The sequence below is a fragment of the Myroides odoratus genome, assembly GCF_965118575.1.
GTDB lineage: Bacteria > Bacteroidota > Bacteroidia > Flavobacteriales > Flavobacteriaceae > Flavobacterium > Flavobacterium odoratum_B.
Genome location: NZ_CBCPHW010000002.1, coordinates 256,060 through 272,097, shown reverse-complemented (window position 1 = coordinate 272,097; position 16,038 = coordinate 256,060). Strand labels below are relative to the sequence as shown.

The window sequence follows — 16,038 nt, the reverse complement described above, 5'->3', positions numbered from 1 at the left end:
ATGTGTGAAGATGAGTGAACCGTCTCAGGAAAAGGACTTGTGTATTAAAAAAATACACAAGTCCTTTTTTGTTTATGCTTTATATAAAATAGGTAATGTTTTTCGATAGGGGTTTTTCATTTCCAGTGCTTCTTTGAGTTCTTTCGGGATAATAACAAAGTTACCATTTTCATCAAAGCACTGCATAAAGGGGTCTATACTAGCATCGTAGTTGGGCGCTTGCCAGTCATATTTATATACTTTTTCTGCATAGACAGGAGATTTCAATACAAAAGATAAAATCATTCCTGTAATAAACCCACTTAAATGTCCTTCCCAAGAGATTCCTTCTTCAATATCCGGAAAAACATACCATATCATGCTTCCATAGAGTAATACGATTAAAAAAGATAAAGCTACTAATCGAAAATATCGGGTTTGGATTCCTTTAAAAAACATATAACTCACTAAAACATAAATCAAGCCGCTTGCCCCAATATGATAACTTTCGCGCGCAATCAACCAAGTACCAAATCCAGATAATAAAATCCCCCAACCTAAAACTTGCCACACTTGTTTTTTATAAAAAAACTGAAGCAATAGCAACAAGACAAATAGCGCTATCGAGTTATTGTATATATGTTTTATCCCCCCATGAATAAAAGGACTGAATACAATCCCTCTCAAACCTTGCAAGGTACGTGGATAAACTCCGTATTGATATAATTGTAAATAATCTTTCCAATCCAACCAAAAAACACTCCAAATCACCATTAAAAATACAATAGGAAGAATGATTAGGTTTGCGGATAGGACCAATTGCTTATCTTTCATTCGTATACTCTCATTACTGCGTTGTTCCTCCATTTAAAATAATTGTACCGTTAGGGATGAAGTATAAAGATATAAAATAGTACTTCATAAGCAAGCGTATAAATCGGATGGTTTAGCTACAATTTTACCTGACTTCTTTTTATTCGGCATTATAGGTTGTATTTTTGTCTTTCTTAAAATCATATTGTCATGGATGCACCATTAGCAGAAAGAGTACGACCACAAACTTTGGCTGACTATGTTAGTCAAGCTCATTTAGTTGGTGAACAAGGAATTTTAACGAAGCAGCTACAAACTGGTTTTATTCCCTCTTTACTTTTTTGGGGACCTCCAGGCACTGGTAAAACAACGTTAGCTGAAATTTTAGCTAAAGAGAGCAAACGTCCCTTTTATGCGTTAAGTGCTATCAATTCGGGAGTAAAAGATGTTCGCGAAGTGATTGAAAAGGCTAAATCTAATCCAGGTTTATTCACTGCGCGTAATCCCATTTTATTCATTGATGAGATTCACCGCTTCAGCAAATCACAGCAAGATTCACTCTTAGCTGCTGTTGAGCGTGGTTGGATTACCTTAATTGGAGCAACCACTGAAAATCCAAGTTTTGAAGTGATTCCCGCTTTGCTTTCTAGGTGTCAGGTTTACACGTTAAATGCGTTTACTGTAGAGGATTTAGGCCTACTATTAGAGCGTGCTATTGCCAGGGACTCCTTTTTAAAATCCAAGCACATTACACTTAAAGAAACGGAAGCCTTATTTCGCGTATCTGGGGGTGATGGTCGAAAGTTGCTAAATACTTTTGAATTGATTGTCAATGCAACAATAGGAGATGAAATCATTGTAACCAATGCGTACGTCATGCAGGTTGTACAAAAGAATACTGTACTTTATGATAAAACAGGAGAGCAACACTATGATATTGTATCGGCCTTTATTAAATCCATTCGAGGTAGTGATCCGAACGGAGCAGTGTATTGGTTAGCTCGTATGATTGAAGGAGGGGAAGATGTAAAATTCATTGCGAGACGCTTGGTCATTGCAGCCTCTGAAGATATTGGCAATGCTAATCCAACCGCTTTGATTATGGCAACAAACACCTTTCAGGCTGTTTCTGTAATTGGTTATCCCGAAAGTAGAATCTTACTCAGTCAATGCGCTATTTACTTAGCTACATCTCCTAAGAGCAATTCAACCTATCTGGCTATTGGCAAAGCGCAACAATTGGTCAAACAAACAGGGGATTTATCGGTTCCTATTCACTTGCGCAATGCACCTACCAAATTAATGAAAGAACTTGGATATGGAGAGGATTATAAGTATGCACATGACTATCCCAATAGTTTTGTCAATCAAGAATTTCTACCTGTCGAACTAAGTAGTACCATTTTATATGAACCTGGACAAAACAGCAGGGAAAATAGCACCCGTGAATTTTTAAAAAATAGATGGCAATTCAAATACGACTACTAATAAAAAAGCCTGCAATTAGAGCAGGCTTTTTATATCTAATAAGGTATTCACTTGGGGTATCGTATCTGGAACTGTATTATAATGTTCATTGTAATAAATCACATCCATCCCTACCTTTTGCGCTCCTTCAATATCTGCTAAAAGATTATCGCCAATCATAACCGTATCACTTACGGCTACCTTAGCTAATTGTAAAGCATAAGTAAAAATCTTAGCATCTGGTTTTTTCACACCTGCTAATTCAGAATTTGTTATGGTTTGAAAATACTTTTCTATTCCTGAATTCTTTATTTTTCGTGCTTGTACTTGATCAAAACCATTTGTAATAATATGAAGTTTATATTTATCATTCAAATAAGTAAGGATTTCTATAGCGCCATCAAATAAGTAATTATAACTAGTTAAATAGTTCAGATATTTATCACCTACTTCAACAATTTGATCCGACGATGTTGAAAAATCTAGTAAATTAAAGGTATCGCGTATTCTTCCAACTCGGAGTTCTTGTTGTGATATTTGATTTAAACTATATCGATCCCAATATTCGGCATTGATACTTACATAATAGTTTAAGAATTGTTCAATGCTAAAAGGCATTTTCATTTCTGCTAATACTTGTTCAAAAGCTAAGGCTGAATTCTTTTCAAAATCCCAAAGCGTATGATCAAGGTCAAAAAATATATCGGTTTTATGTTCAAATTTTTTCAAAGACATACCTACTTTTTCAATTTAGACTACAAAAGTAAACAATTTGAAAAAAACAAGGCTACTTATAATAGACCATGATCTGCAAAACTATAATAATCATATTCGGTGATGATAAAATGATCTAAAATAGAGATATCCATAATATGCCCTGCTTCTTTAATTTTCTTTGTTATCTGTATATCTGCTTCACTTGGGTTTAGTTTTCCAGAGGGATGATTATGAACCAAAATTACTGCTGTGGCAGATTTTTCGAGCGCTAGTTTGAATAAAATTCTCAAATCTACTACCGTCCCTGTCACACCACCTTTGCTGATATTTACACTATCGATCAATTGGTGTAGAATAAAAGGCTCTTCTCGATTAGCGACAATACCTCGAACTAAGTTGGCATTGTTTAAAAAAACTACCCAAAATTCTTCATGGGTTAATTCGCCTATTTTGGGTTGCATCAACTCAAAGACATCTTTGCTACAGCTGATCTTATGTCGATTCGTACTATCTGCCATTCTACGACGTTGTCCTAACTCCAAAGCAGCGATAATAGTTATCGCTTTAGCCTCTCCAATTCCTTTAAAGCGCTGTAAATTCAAAACCGATTGTTTGGCTAACTCCGCCAAATTTGTTTCATTAGCCTCCAAAATTCTACGACTGAGATCAATGGCTGATTCAGTTTTATTTCCGGAACCGATTAAAATGGCAATCAATTCTGCATTACTCAATGCGCTTTTACCTTTTAGGATCATCTTTTCTCTTGGTCGATCATCTTCCGCCCAAGTTGAAATTGGTTTTCTAGTTTCTGACATATTCTCACAGCGTTAACTCTTACACTACTGTTTCAAAAACCAATCCTAAATTATACTCCTCCTCCTCGGGTGTGCGAATAGTGAATATACCTCTATAAAAAAATCCTTTCAATGAAAGGATTTTTTGTTTCTGTTATAAAGTTTGTACATATTCATTTAAATCTAAACCGCCATAGTCACCTGAACTCATAAATACCAAGACGCTATCTTTTAGATTTAACGTTTTGATATAGGTTTTAAAATCACCTGCATTGGTATACGTTGCTAATGTAGATAACGCAAAAGCGGTTTTCATTTGGTCAGCAGAGATTTCTGGCATTCGCTTAATTTTTAAAGCATCCAAAGAATAGAAAACGACAGCTTGATCGGCAGCATCTAAGCTTCCTTCATACTCCGATAAGAAATCGGCATTTAAACTACTGTAGGTATGCAGTTCTAAACAAGCTACTAATTTTTTATTGGGATACTGTTCACGCACCGCTTTCATCGTAGCTTTTACTTTACTGGGTGAATGAGCAAAATCTTTATACACCACAGTTGTGTCTTTGTCATACAATTTCTCTAAGCGTTTTGACGCTCCTTTAAAGCTTGTAATTGCATCAAAGAAATCATCTTCATCCACGCCCATATTCTGACAGACCCATTTTGCACCACTAATATTACTTATATTATGTTGTCCAAAAACCTCAAGTGGCATAGGTCCTTCAGAGGTAACTAAATAAGCTACACCGTCGACAATTTCATTTGCCAAGGTTGTATAGGGAATCCTGCGTATTGGATTGGTACTGTCTTCTGCAATTTGCTTTACAATAGCATCTTCTTCATTGTAAATCAAAATACCACCATTGGTGATTTTATCAATAAAGATTTTAAATTGGTCAACATAATTTTCAAAAGTGGGAAATACATTAATATGATCCCAAGCAATACCGCTTAATAAAGCAATATTCGGTTCATACAAATGAAACTTTGGTCTTCGATCAATAGGAGAAGACAAGTATTCATCTCCTTCTATAAGAATAAAGTCATTTTCATTCGTTAGGTTGACCATACGATCAAAACCTTCTAATTGTGCACCTACTAGATAGTCTACTTCAATTCCATTATAATTCAAAACATGTAACACCATAGAAGTAATGGTTGTTTTTCCGTGGGATCCACCAATAACTACACGGGTTTTATCTTTGGAATGCTCATAAATAAACTCAGGATACGAATATATTTTTAGACCCAACTCCTTTGCTTTTATCAACTCGGGATTATCTTCTTTAGCATGCATTCCAAGAATCACAGCATCGATATCTGTTGTGATTTTTTCTGGAAACCATCCTTCTTTTTCTGGCAGTAGACCCTGTTTGGCCAAGCGCGTCTTGGATGGTTCAAAAATAGCATCATCACTTCCTGTAACACCCTCTCCTTTTGCATGCAATGCCAACGCTAAATTGTGCATGGCACTCCCTCCTATTGCGATAAAATGTATGCGCATTATCTTTCTTTTTAAGTCCATTTTTATTTGAGGTTAAAATTACGCTTTTATTACTAAAAAAACAGAATACATTTAGGATTGGATTTAGAAAAAAACGGCGGCACATTTGTCTGAAATTGCAGCACATTTAAACTCAGGTGCATAACTTTATCAACTTTATATTTGATGATTAAATCTTATAGGAACTAAATTTTCCTTTTTTCTAGTAACACTTTAGATAAAATATATCGTATTTTCGCTAAAAATTTTTATAAATATCACCCTATGGAAAATTACACACCACCCCCAGTACCACAACAAAAAAGTGGTAACAACACACAAGTTTTAGGTATTTTAGCCCTTGTTTCAGGAATTATTGCTTTAGTTACTTCTTTTATCCCTTGCTTTGGAATTATTGCGCTTATTGTTGCAGTTGTAGCTGTAGTACTTGGGATTTTAGCTATTTCAAGTGCTAAAAAATTCAATGAGTCTAAAGGCTTAGGAATAGCTGGACTTGTTCTTGGTGCTATTGGTTTAATCATTTTACTTGCTTGGGGGGCTTTACTTGCTTCTTTTACAACTGCTGCATTTAAAGATATAAATGAGATGCAGAAAGAAATGGATAGCATGAATACGGAAGATTATACGCCATATTTAGATGAAGAAGGTACGGAAGATGATTCTCTTAAAAATGCAGAAGATCTCTTTATTATAGAAGATCAAGCGGCTGAATAAACGTGACTAATTACAGGATTATTAATTGGATTTTTTTCTTGCTGACATGTGGTTTATTCGGTTATATCTGGTTATTGAATGCAATACCTACAACTGCATTGAGCCTTCGTTCTTCTTGTGAAGGACTGCCTGAAACACTCTGTAGAAGTAGAGGATTAACTAGAGATTTCAAGTCGTTATTACAAGGGAAAAACGATTTAATTAACCCCAACAGTTATTCCCTGTTTTTATTTTTTATCTATGTCGGAGTCAGTAGAGGAATTTTACTTTTACTTCCTTTGGCAAACGATAAAAAAGCAATTCTATATTTAGATATTGCAATTTTAACTAGCTTCTTTTTATATGCTTTTTTACCTCTATTAGGTATCATTTAAAAATAGATTTTGAGTAAAAAAATCAAAGATTAAAATACATAAAACGGTTGTAAATTTAATATTTACAACCGTTTTATGTTTGTATAGACTACTGCTTTTTTTTTGTAAATTAGCTTAAACGTGATTTTTTAAATGAAAAAAGAAATAAAAATGTTCTTTTGTAAACGACCAATGATGCGAATATTTACCCTTTTTATTCTACTAGTTACACTACCAGTACTGTCACAAAACAAAAAAGAGTTTTTAAGACAAAACTGCTTTGACTTGGAGCAAAGTACTTTTATTTTTCCCGAAACAAACTTCAATATCCTTGGTTTTGGAGCCTTCCATGGAAGTGCAAAAACGTATGATGCTGAATTTAGCTTGATCCGAAGTTTGAAAAAACAAAACGCAATAGACTACTATATTCCGGAAACAAATTTTAGTCAGGCTTTTTTCTTTCAGCGCTATTTAGACACAGGAGATGAAGCGCTTTTGAAAGAATTAGTAGTAGCATTTCAAAGTATTGTCAATCAGGAGGGAACTGTTGAGACTTTTACACATTGGAAAAAGCTGAGAGCGTTAAATCAATCGTATCCAAAAAACCCAATCAAAATAATTGGGTTTGACATTATCAATGAATACCGATTTCCAATAAAGCACCTTTTGTACTTAACCGAAAATAGTCAAAACTGGGCGTTGAAAGAGGAGTTAAAAAAGACATTCTCTACCAAACATATGGATTTTAGCCTTGAGAACAAAGAACTGTCTCAACTGCTAAAAAGCTTTATAAACGATTATGAAATACATAAAAACATATATGCTAATCAGATTAGTGACACCTTAAGTTTTCATCATATACTAAAAAACATTGCCTCTAATTTTGAAGAAAAAAGAGATAGAGAGCAACTCATTTTTGAAAACTATCTATTTTTAAAAGACGTTTATCATTTGGAGACCAAAAAGCAATTTGCCAAGTATGGTTTTTTTCATATCGAAAAAGAACGTGAACAGGATTATCCTTCTTTTTTTACAAGACTAATTGAACAAAAGGTATATGATAGAGATAAAGTAATCACAATTATAGGATATTTGACGAACAGTGAAGTTCTCTGGGATACGATTTATGATAAAGATGGTAATTACCAAAGCTATACCGTCGAAAAGGGATACGGAATTGGCGATTATTGGAAAGAGTATTTTAAAGGGATCCGAAATCTAAAGAAAACCAAATTATCCAATCTAACGCTTTTTAAATTAAATAATATAGACTCTCCTTACCATTCTGGAACAGATTTAATCGAAGTAAAACTCTTTTTAAAAAAGAGCAACGGAAAAGAATTGAAGGGAAAAGTCACCACGGATTTTATGGATTATGCGCTTTTGATAAGCAACTCAAAACATCAAACTCCAATTGAAGCGATGTAATTGATTTAAGAGACAACCTATCTAAATTGGTTAGTGTTTGTTTGTCCAATGCTTTTACCTTGCCTTATCCTGTCTGAATGCAAATAAAAAAGCAGTAATAGACCTGAGTTTATTACTGCTTTTCTGCTTGTTGTATTTTGTCTTACTTGGTTACAACGTTCATTTCTTCAACAATGTGTTTTGCATCTGCAAATTTGTCGATAATAAACAATACATAACGAATATCAACATTAATCGTTCTTTGTAATTCTGGATCATAAATTACATCTCCAGCCATAGCTTCAATATTACCATCAAAAGCTAAACCGATTAATTCACCTTTTCCATTTAATACTGGCGAACCTGAGTTACCTCCAGTAATATCATGGTTTGTCAAGAAGTTAACTGGCAAATACCCTTCTTTATCAGCATATACTCCATAATCTTTTGCAGTATACAGATCGATTAATTTTTGAGGTACTTCAAATTCATCATCACCAGGAATATTTTTAGCAACAGTTCCTTTTAAGGTTGTATACCAGTTTTCTTTGGCGTCATTTACTTTATTTCCTCTTGGTAATCCTTTTACAGTACCATAAGTTAAACGCAAGGTTGAATTAGCATCTGGATAGTATTTCCCTGTTGGATTACTTTTTCTTACTCCATCTACAAATAGGCGATATGCTTTTTGGTACTTATCTTCTAATACAGTTAGCTCATCGCTTTTTGCACGATATTGCTCCATAATCGCTACTGACAATTTTAATAGAGGATCTCTAGAAATTGTTGTTTTCGATGGATCAGCTAAGTAAGCTTCAATTTTCTCTTTGTTTACAAATACACTTTGTTCAAAAGCTTCATTGACGAATTTTTCGAAATCACCGTTGTATTCTTTTTGGATTTGAGCAATATAAGGAGCGATAGCATATCCTTCCGATTTAGTAGCATAAAGGGCTAACTGTTTTGCCAACATCTCTTTTTCTAGAGCTGCATCTTGTCCTTCATATATATCATTTACATAAGCAGTAAACTCTTCGCGCATTTCGTCCCTTTTCTTAGCATCTCCAGCCGCATAGGCTTCCATTCCACCAGATAAACGGTAAGGAGTAGCAGCTAAAGCAGAAGTACGCAACAGCGTCATTAAATAATTATCCTGACGCGATTTTAAATTCGTAGCCGCATAGTATGCATTGATATCTGCAATTACCTTTCCATACTTTGCCTTATTTTCTTTTTTATCCGCCCATTTCTGGTACTCTTTTTCTGCTTTTGTTTTTGTAGCTACGGTTTGATGTTGGTTTAAAGCATCAATCATTCCCTGTCTATTTTTCCAATAGTTAGCTACACCAGCATATTTAGAAGCATAATTTAAACGTACTGCATCATCTTTTGCCATGTACTTTTTCATTACATCCATTCCCAGTTTAGAACCTTCTACCCAAGCTGGATAAGCATAGGTAATATTTTGTGCTACCCCTTGTGCTGGCATCCAACGGTTTGTTCTCCCTGGATATCCTAAAATCATAGAGAAATCACCTTCTTTAATACCTGCAATAGAAACAGGCAAAACATGTTTAGGTTTCATCGGAACGTTCTCAGCTGCATATTCTGCAGGTTTTCCACTCTTATCAGTGTACACGCGGAACATAGAGAAATCTCCGGTATGACGAGGCCATTCCCAGTTATCTGTATCTCCACCGAATTTTCCAATACTGTTTGGAGGTGTTCCTACTAAACGAACATCATTATAATCTTCGTACACGAAGTAATAGTATTCATTTCCTTGAAAAAATGATTTTACAGATACGGTATACTTTCCATCTCCATCATTTTCTTTTTGAATTTTAGCAATTTCTTGATTGATTGCTTTTTCTCTATCTCCTTCAGACATTTTATCGTTAACAACGCTTACTATACGTTTTGTAACGTCATCCATACGAACGAAGAAACGCACAGATAAACCTTTTGCAGGTCTTTCTGCTGCTTTATCTTTAGCCCAAAATCCTTTGGTTAAAATATCATCTTCTGGCGTAGATAAACTTGCTATTTTATCATATCCACAGTGGTGGTTTGTCAAAACCAACCCTTGATCTGATATCATTTCTGCTGTACAACCCCCATCAAATTGCACGATTGCATCTTTCAATGAGTGATTGTTAATACTGTAGATTTCTTCAGCGGTAAGCTGTAATCCCATTTTTTCCATATCGCGTTGATTCAAACGCTCAATGAACATTAAAAACCACATTCCCTCATCTGCCTTAATTTTCAAAGGCGCAACAAGTAAAAATGCAGTCAGTAATAGAATGATTTTTTTCATAATTATAATAGTATGTTACTTAGGTATGCGAAGATAATTGAATAAACAAAATATTTAATCCTTATCTTCATTTTTGTGGTTATTAATCTTTGGTTTGCTATTTTTCCCTTCCATCTCTCTCGTTTCTTCGAAGCCATAACGATCTTTTAATTCGTCAATCACGGATTTATTCCACAGTTTAATTCCTGTCATATATGCCGTTCTCGCTATTAAGAAAGCGGCTACAGGAGACGTTATAAACAAGAAAAAAATAATGGCGAAAACTTTAGTTGTAATGGAAAACTCAGAGAAATGAATAGCCGCAGCGCCGAGAATACATCCAATACCCAACGTTGCTGCTTTAATGGTAATAGAAAGTCGCGTATAAAAATCGGGCAATCTAAAAATACCTATAGAAGCGATTAAAATAAAAATAGCTCCTAAGGTACTCAATATCATGATTAGTAAATCAGTCATTTCTATCTCTTTTATCTAAATAAAACGAAAAGGCTACTGTACTCAAAAAAGCGATTAGCGCCATAATTACAGCAACATCCAAAAAAATAGGATTATTGGCAATCAAACTAAACAAGCCAATAAAACCAACTCCTACGGTAATAAGTAAATCAATCGCTACAACGCGATCCGCAACTGCAGGTCCTTTTAAAAATCGTATAAAAATGAGAATTAAGGACAAACAGATGATAGGCATTACTACATATATCAAATAGTTTTCTACTGTCATCGTAAAATAGCTAATAATTTCATTTCTGTTCTTTCTTTCATGCGTTGAATGAATTTTTCTTTATCCTTCAAATACATGGTATGAATAAAGATATGGCTTTTATCATCTGAAATATCAATTACCATCGTTCCCGGAGTAAGTGCAATAATATTGGCCAGCATCGTTATTTCAAAATCTGTTTTTGCATCAATTTCATACTTAATAATTCCTGGTGTCGTATGATAATTTGGCGTAATTACATCTATCGCTACTTGCAGATTGGCTTGCAGCATATCAATAAAAAAGTAAAATACAAAAACAATAATTTTGGGTACGCGATAAAAATATTCTTTATCTGCTTTATTTGAAGATGTCTTTGTAAGCATCCACAGGATAAAGAAACCAGCCACACCACCAAAAAAGAAGTTGGCATAATTTAATTGTCCTGTCAGGGCAACCCAAACAAAAGTCAATAATATATTAAGTAAAAAGTACTTTAACATCTATTTCTTTATTTTATACTTTGTAAAACTGATTCTATGTATATTGAAGGATTCATCATTTCGTGGGCTACACGTTCAGAAACTTTAAATATTAAAGGCGCATTCAATCCGATAAATAAGGAAACACCTGCTAAGGCGACCACGGGTAAAATGAGTGCTACCTTACCAGAGCTAACAAAAGGTGCGAAATGGTCAATTTCTTCACTATTCGGTTTAGGTAGGTCCTTCCAAAACACTTCAGACCAAATTCGAGCTACGATAAACAAAGTAACAAAGCTAGCAAAAATTAAAGTACCCAATAAGACGTATTGTTCCATTCTGAATGCTTCTTGAAACAGCAAAATTTTAGGCCAAAAACCAGATAAAGGAGGTATTCCAACCAAAGAGAATAGGATAATAGCGAATAATATGGATAGTTTTGGATAGTCTTTATACAATCCGCCAAGGCGATTAATATCTTGTGTTTCCCTAATCTTCTGGATCAATCCACTCATCATAAACAAATTGCTTTTGACAATTACATCGTGAATTAAATAGAATATGATTCCAACAAAAGCCAATTCCGTATACAACCCAAAACCAGCTAGTAGATATCCGATATGACAGACGATGAAATAGGATAAAATACGTCTAATATTTCTTTTATTAATAGCACCTAAGGCACCACTTATCATTGTTAAAATCGCGATTACTACAAAAACACCTAAGATAAAATCATCGGGTTGAAATACAATGGTAAAGACTCTAAATATGGAATAAACGCCCATTTTAGTTAGTAATCCACCAAAAATAGCACCAATCGCTGAAGGTGGTGTATGGTAAGAAGAAGGCAACCAGAAATACATCGGAAATACCGCCGATTTAATTCCAAACCCCACAAAAAACAGTAAGGCTGTAACACTGACTAATCCTCTATTTTCAACAATAGCCACTTGATGCGCTAAATCTGCAATATTTAAACTTCCCGTTATACCATATAAAATTCCTATAGCGGTAAGAAAAATAGTTGAAGCCAACATATTCATCGTAACGTACTTTACGGCAGATTCCATTTGTCTTTTCTTTCCTCCTAAAGTCAGTAATACGAAGGAAGAAATAATCACAACTTCAAACCAGACATATAAGTTAAAAATATCTCCTGTTAAAAATGCACCTAACAACCCCATAATAAGGAAGTGGAATATAATAAAATAGCCAAATTTAATACGGCTGACGTTGATAGCTGACGTTGAATAAATACCAACAGCTAACGCTACAGTAGCGGTAAGTAATACCATAACGGCACTGAGTGTATCGGCAACAAAAGTTATTCCAAAAGGGGCTTTCCAATTACTCAATTGCAAGGTAATTGCGCCATGTTCCCACGTTGCTGTAAACAAGTTCCAGCATAGTAAAAAAGCGATACTATTACCTACGATGCTTATTATCTTTTGAATTTTCACATTTTGCCAAAAAATTAATAAGACAACCGCTGTTAACATATGAGCAAAAATTGGCGCTAATATGAAGTTCGAAATCATATATCTAAATCTTGAATATTAAGAGAATCTAAATCATCAGTACCTGTCGTACTATATACCTTATTCAATAAAACAATAGCAAAAGCGGTTAAACCGAAACTAATAACAATTGCTGTTAAAATAAGAGCCTGAGGCACAGGATCGGCGTAGGCATCAAAAAATCGGGTATGTTCTTCATCGATGATAGGCGCTTTGCCTTTGGTTAATTCTCCCATCAAAAAGATGAGAATATTTGCTCCATTTCCTAACATCATTAACCCTAAAAGCAATTTAACCATGCTTCTGCGAAACATTAAATAAATTCCGGCAGAATATAATATACCTACTAAAGCAACTAGTAATAATTCCATTCGAATGTTTCTAATTTAATTAAACATTTTCTGCGATTGTAAAGAGAATCGTTAAGACGACGCCAATTACAACCAAATAAACTCCAATATCAAAAAACAAGGCGGTTCCAACAGCGCCAATAACGGCCACTGATTCGGCAAACCAAACGCCAGTCATTACTGGTTTTCCAAGAAAAACAGGAATTAAAGCGCTTATTATTGATATACTTAATCCAATACCTATTAAACGCATTGGAGAGAATTGAAACAAAGCCAGCGTTTGTTTTGTAGTATATGCAAACGAATGTAATACGAATGCGATAGATGCAATTAAACCGCCTACAAACCCCCCTCCAGAAAGATAATGCCCTCTTAATAAAACAAACAAAGAAAACAGAATCAATAAAGGCAACAAATAATTGGTTGCTGTACGTAAAATAGTAGAATCTAATACTTGATTCTTATTCTGACATTTCTTCATCCTTTGTTCTATATTTTAAAAGACCATATACTCCTAATGCTGCTATTGAAAGTACAATTGTCTCAATTAATGTATCAAAACCTCTAAAATCAACCAAAATAACATTGACCACGTTTTTTCCTTTGGCTAATATGTAGGCATTGTCTGCATAGTACCTACTAATTTCCTTATTTGCTGGAGAAACCAAAGCTTGCAAAGTAATCAGGGAAATTAACCCACCGAAAGCAATTGAAACAACGGCATCTCTAAATTGTATTTTTCGATTACTAAGTTTTAAGAATCCTGGGAGTTTAAATAAAACTAATACAAATAATACCACTGTTAATGTATCAATAGCAAATTGGGTCATAGCTAAATCTGGTGCTCCATAAAAAACGAAGATTAAACAGATACAATAGCCTACTACACCTGTTGCTGCAATAGCAGATAAGCGAGAAGGTGTATTAATAGCAAAGAAAATCGCTATTACGGTTATCAAGAAGACTACTAATTCATAAACTCGGAACTCGGATAAATCTTCCGTATTGACACGTAAAGGAACATCAGCAAACAGTTTATAGCCAACTAAACCGATAAAGAATACGATAATTACCAACAAATACAAACGCAAATAACCATTTTGAAATAAACGCGTATAGACGTAGGCAAATAATCGAAACTTCTCTACGATGAAACCGAAGATATGCTGTGGGGATAAATTTTGAAATCGAGTCACAACTTGAGTCGAATGGTCATAGCCTTTAAAAATAAAGTATAAACCCGTTCCCAATACAATTGTTGCTCCACTTAGCGCAACAATTTCATTAAAACCATGCCACAAATGCAACTGCATATCGATAGGTTTTCCATAAACAGCTCGGGCAATACTTCCTATAATTCCCTGGTTAATCATTTGAGGTAGTAGTCCAAAAATCAAACTAAATCCGGCTAGTATAACAGGAGGCAACCACATTTGAATCGAAGGTTTTGGTACATCTGTGCACCATTCTTTCACTTTTCCAAAAAAGGGTTTAATTCCTACTAAAAAACCAGATGCTGTTAGAAACACATTCGTTACTACGGCTATTCCTGTAAAAACAAGTGCCCATGAATTAATTGGATACGTAAAGGTTGCATCATAGATTACCTCTTTACCTATAAAACCAAAAGTCAATGGAATACCGGCACTAGATAAAGCTGCAATCAAAGCTGCTCCAGCTAAAGCGGGCATTGTTTTTCGCAAGCCTCCTAATTTTGTAATATCTCTGGTATGGGTTTGATGATCTACGGTTCCCGTTATTAAGAAAAGAGCGGCTTTATACAAGGCGTGAACGAGGATAAAAATACTAGCGCTATAAATAGCTTTCTCGGACCCTACTCCTAACAAGAAGACAATCATTCCTAATGCTGAAATAGTAGTATAAGCTAAAATACTTTTCATGTCCTTTCTGAATACGGATTGTAAAGCACCAAATAACATAGTTAGACCTCCAACTAGCTGTAAAGTGGTATTCCAATATATATGATCCCCTAGAATAGGCGTAAAACGAGCCAGTACATAGATTCCCGCTTTTACCATTGTTGCTGAATGCAAATAAGCCGAAACAGGCGTAGGTGCTTTCATGGCTCCTGGCAACCAAAAATGGAAAGGAAATTGCGCTGACTTTGTAAATGCGCCAATAAATAAAAAGAAGAGCAATACACCATAAGAGGCGTGATTCTTTAAGACATCGGATTGGGTTAATAATTCATGAATCGAATAATTCCCTATTACACTGCCAATGATAGCGGCAAATGACAATAAGAAAAAACCACCAAGTCCCGTAATTCCGAGTGCCCAAAGGGCGCTTTTCCTAGAATCCTCATCTTGATTGTTGAATCCAATAAGAAAAAATGAAGTAATACTAGTTAATTCCCAAAATATAAATAGTGAAATTAAGTTATCCGAAAGAACAACCCCTAACATGGCTGCCATAAAAAGGCCTAAATAGGCAAAAAAGCGATTTGTATACACGTGTCCTTTCATATAGTAAGACGCATACCAATACACTAATGTTCCAATCCCAGTGATAAGTAAGGAAAAAAGCAATGAAAGACCATCTAATTTAAAATCGAAGGCAATCCCTAAAGACGGTACCCATTCATTTTTAAAAAGTAGCACTTCTTGTCCTGATTTTATTTGAGGCAAATAAGATAGGAAATAAACAAAAAGGCTTAATGGTATTAAAGTCAATAATCCTGTAAACTTAGAACGTGCTAAACCTTTCAAGAAAAATGTACTAAACGCTAGTACGAAAGTGAGTAAAATAATTAATAGCATACGTGAGCTTTATATCTCTTTTAGAGTATTTTTCTACTGAGGGTAAATATATAAAAAAATCAAAAAAAAACGAATAAAAGCCAAATAACCGAACTTATTTTAACAAAACTATAACCATTTTTTACAGCTTCT

Annotated in this window: 16 protein-coding genes; 4 read left to right on the top strand and 12 right to left on the bottom strand. The window is 34.6% G+C overall.

Going from position 1 to position 16,038, the window contains the following annotated elements:
* Window positions 1-72 precede the first annotated feature (72 nt).
* A complete protein-coding gene (locus ACMHJ2_RS02650; RefSeq protein ID WP_413511452.1) occupies window positions 73-813 on the bottom strand; it encodes a rhomboid family intramembrane serine protease in 741 nt (246 codons plus the stop codon).
* Window positions 814-1,002: 189 nt separating this feature from the next.
* On the opposite strand from ACMHJ2_RS02650, the gene ACMHJ2_RS02645 reads away from it, so the two are divergent.
* Window positions 1,003-2,280, top strand: coding sequence for a replication-associated recombination protein A (locus ACMHJ2_RS02645; RefSeq protein ID WP_413511409.1), 1,278 nt, complete (start codon window positions 1,003-1,005; stop codon window positions 2,278-2,280).
* Window positions 2,281-2,295: 15 nt separating this feature from the next.
* On the opposite strand, the gene ACMHJ2_RS02640 is transcribed toward ACMHJ2_RS02645, so the two are convergent.
* From ACMHJ2_RS02640 to ACMHJ2_RS02630, 3 genes are all read right to left on the bottom strand, one after another.
* Window positions 2,296-2,994 carry a YjjG family noncanonical pyrimidine nucleotidase gene (locus ACMHJ2_RS02640; protein ID WP_413511408.1) on the bottom strand — a complete coding sequence of 233 codons (699 nt, stop codon included), beginning with the start codon at window positions 2,992-2,994 and terminating at the stop codon, window positions 2,296-2,298.
* Between the two features lie 56 nt (window positions 2,995-3,050).
* Window positions 3,051-3,791 (bottom strand): JAB domain-containing protein, encoded by a 741-nt coding sequence (locus ACMHJ2_RS02635; protein ID WP_413511407.1) that lies wholly within the window; start codon window positions 3,789-3,791, stop codon window positions 3,051-3,053.
* Between the two features lie 133 nt (window positions 3,792-3,924).
* Window positions 3,925-5,277: a UDP-N-acetylmuramate--L-alanine ligase gene (locus ACMHJ2_RS02630; RefSeq protein ID WP_413511406.1), complete on the bottom strand. Its 1,353-nt coding sequence runs from the start codon at window positions 5,275-5,277 to the stop codon at window positions 3,925-3,927.
* 264 nt (window positions 5,278-5,541) lie between these two features.
* On the opposite strand from ACMHJ2_RS02630, the gene ACMHJ2_RS02625 reads away from it, so the two are divergent.
* The 3 genes from ACMHJ2_RS02625 to ACMHJ2_RS02615 all read left to right on the top strand — a co-directional run bounded on the left by ACMHJ2_RS02625 (window position 5,542) and on the right by ACMHJ2_RS02615 (window position 7,772).
* On the top strand, window positions 5,542-5,991 hold the full coding sequence (locus ACMHJ2_RS02625) for a DUF4190 domain-containing protein (protein ID WP_413511405.1): 450 nt from the start codon (window positions 5,542-5,544) through the stop codon (window positions 5,989-5,991).
* Window positions 5,992-6,065: 74 nt separating this feature from the next.
* A complete protein-coding gene (locus ACMHJ2_RS02620) occupies window positions 6,066-6,365 on the top strand; it encodes a hypothetical protein (RefSeq protein ID WP_413511404.1) in 300 nt (99 codons plus the stop codon).
* Window positions 6,366-6,497: 132 nt separating this feature from the next.
* Window positions 6,498-7,772, top strand: coding sequence for a hypothetical protein (locus ACMHJ2_RS02615; protein WP_413511403.1), 1,275 nt, complete (start codon window positions 6,498-6,500; stop codon window positions 7,770-7,772).
* A gap of 142 nt (window positions 7,773-7,914) precedes the next feature.
* Here the strand turns inward: ACMHJ2_RS02615 and ACMHJ2_RS02610 are convergent, their stop codons facing one another.
* Genes ACMHJ2_RS02610 through ACMHJ2_RS02575 form a run of 8 tightly spaced genes read right to left on the bottom strand, consistent with a single transcriptional unit; the run spans window position 7,915 to window position 15,906 of the window.
* On the bottom strand, window positions 7,915-10,071 hold the full coding sequence (locus ACMHJ2_RS02610; protein WP_413511402.1) for a S46 family peptidase: 2,157 nt from the start codon (window positions 10,069-10,071) through the stop codon (window positions 7,915-7,917).
* A 54-nt stretch (window positions 10,072-10,125) separates the two neighbouring features.
* Entirely contained in the window at window positions 10,126-10,527 is a 402-nt protein-coding gene (mnhG, locus tag ACMHJ2_RS02605; RefSeq protein ID WP_413511401.1) for a monovalent cation/H(+) antiporter subunit G, read from the bottom strand.
* Window positions 10,520-10,795: a monovalent cation/H+ antiporter complex subunit F gene (locus ACMHJ2_RS02600; protein WP_413511400.1), complete on the bottom strand. Its 276-nt coding sequence runs from the start codon at window positions 10,793-10,795 to the stop codon at window positions 10,520-10,522. Before ACMHJ2_RS02600 ends, mnhG begins: the two co-directional genes overlap by 8 nt.
* Complete coding sequence (locus tag ACMHJ2_RS02595) at window positions 10,792-11,277, bottom strand: Na+/H+ antiporter subunit E (protein WP_413511399.1); 486 nt, start codon at window positions 11,275-11,277, stop codon at window positions 10,792-10,794. Before ACMHJ2_RS02595 ends, ACMHJ2_RS02600 begins: the two co-directional genes overlap by 4 nt.
* 8 nt (window positions 11,278-11,285) lie before the next feature.
* Window positions 11,286-12,797 (bottom strand): proton-conducting transporter membrane subunit, encoded by a 1,512-nt coding sequence (locus tag ACMHJ2_RS02590; protein ID WP_413511398.1) that lies wholly within the window; start codon window positions 12,795-12,797, stop codon window positions 11,286-11,288.
* Window positions 12,794-13,147 (bottom strand): Na+/H+ antiporter subunit C, encoded by a 354-nt coding sequence (locus ACMHJ2_RS02585; protein WP_413511397.1) that lies wholly within the window; start codon window positions 13,145-13,147, stop codon window positions 12,794-12,796. The genes ACMHJ2_RS02590 and ACMHJ2_RS02585 overlap by 4 nt, the downstream gene beginning before the upstream one ends.
* A 19-nt stretch (window positions 13,148-13,166) precedes the next feature.
* The gene (locus tag ACMHJ2_RS02580) at window positions 13,167-13,607 is read right to left on the bottom strand and encodes a Na+/H+ antiporter subunit B (protein WP_413511396.1); all 441 of its coding nucleotides are present in this window, start codon (window positions 13,605-13,607) and stop codon (window positions 13,167-13,169) included.
* The gene (locus tag ACMHJ2_RS02575; protein WP_413511395.1) at window positions 13,588-15,906 is read right to left on the bottom strand and encodes a putative monovalent cation/H+ antiporter subunit A; all 2,319 of its coding nucleotides are present in this window, start codon (window positions 15,904-15,906) and stop codon (window positions 13,588-13,590) included. Before ACMHJ2_RS02575 ends, ACMHJ2_RS02580 begins: the two co-directional genes overlap by 20 nt.
* Window positions 15,907-16,038 lie beyond the last annotated feature (132 nt).

Bases quoted from the DNA above. Each gene is read 5' to 3' on its own strand.
- ACMHJ2_RS02650 (WP_413511452.1), bottom strand. From the start codon at position 813: ATGAAAGATAAGCAATTGGTCCTATCCGCAAACCTAATCATTCTTCCT.
- ACMHJ2_RS02645 (WP_413511409.1), top strand. From the start codon at position 1,003: ATGGATGCACCATTAGCAGAAAGAGTACGACCACAAACTTTGGCTGAC.
- ACMHJ2_RS02640 (WP_413511408.1), bottom strand. From the start codon at position 2,994: ATGTCTTTGAAAAAATTTGAACATAAAACCGATATATTTTTTGACCTT.
- ACMHJ2_RS02635 (WP_413511407.1), bottom strand. From the start codon at position 3,791: ATGTCAGAAACTAGAAAACCAATTTCAACTTGGGCGGAAGATGATCGA.
- ACMHJ2_RS02630 (WP_413511406.1), bottom strand. From the start codon at position 5,277: ATGCGCATACATTTTATCGCAATAGGAGGGAGTGCCATGCACAATTTA.
- ACMHJ2_RS02625 (WP_413511405.1), top strand. From the start codon at position 5,542: ATGGAAAATTACACACCACCCCCAGTACCACAACAAAAAAGTGGTAAC.
- ACMHJ2_RS02615 (WP_413511403.1), top strand. From the start codon at position 6,498: ATGAAAAAAGAAATAAAAATGTTCTTTTGTAAACGACCAATGATGCGA.
- ACMHJ2_RS02610 (WP_413511402.1), bottom strand. From the start codon at position 10,071: ATGAAAAAAATCATTCTATTACTGACTGCATTTTTACTTGTTGCGCCT.
- mnhG (WP_413511401.1), bottom strand. From the start codon at position 10,527: ATGACTGATTTACTAATCATGATATTGAGTACCTTAGGAGCTATTTTT.
- ACMHJ2_RS02600 (WP_413511400.1), bottom strand. From the start codon at position 10,795: ATGACAGTAGAAAACTATTTGATATATGTAGTAATGCCTATCATCTGT.
- ACMHJ2_RS02595 (WP_413511399.1), bottom strand. From the start codon at position 11,277: ATGTTAAAGTACTTTTTACTTAATATATTATTGACTTTTGTTTGGGTT.
- ACMHJ2_RS02590 (WP_413511398.1), bottom strand. From the start codon at position 12,797: ATGATTTCGAACTTCATATTAGCGCCAATTTTTGCTCATATGTTAACA.
- ACMHJ2_RS02585 (WP_413511397.1), bottom strand. From the start codon at position 13,147: ATGGAATTATTACTAGTTGCTTTAGTAGGTATATTATATTCTGCCGGA.
- ACMHJ2_RS02580 (WP_413511396.1), bottom strand. From the start codon at position 13,607: ATGAAGAAATGTCAGAATAAGAATCAAGTATTAGATTCTACTATTTTA.
- ACMHJ2_RS02575 (WP_413511395.1), bottom strand. From the start codon at position 15,906: ATGCTATTAATTATTTTACTCACTTTCGTACTAGCGTTTAGTACATTT.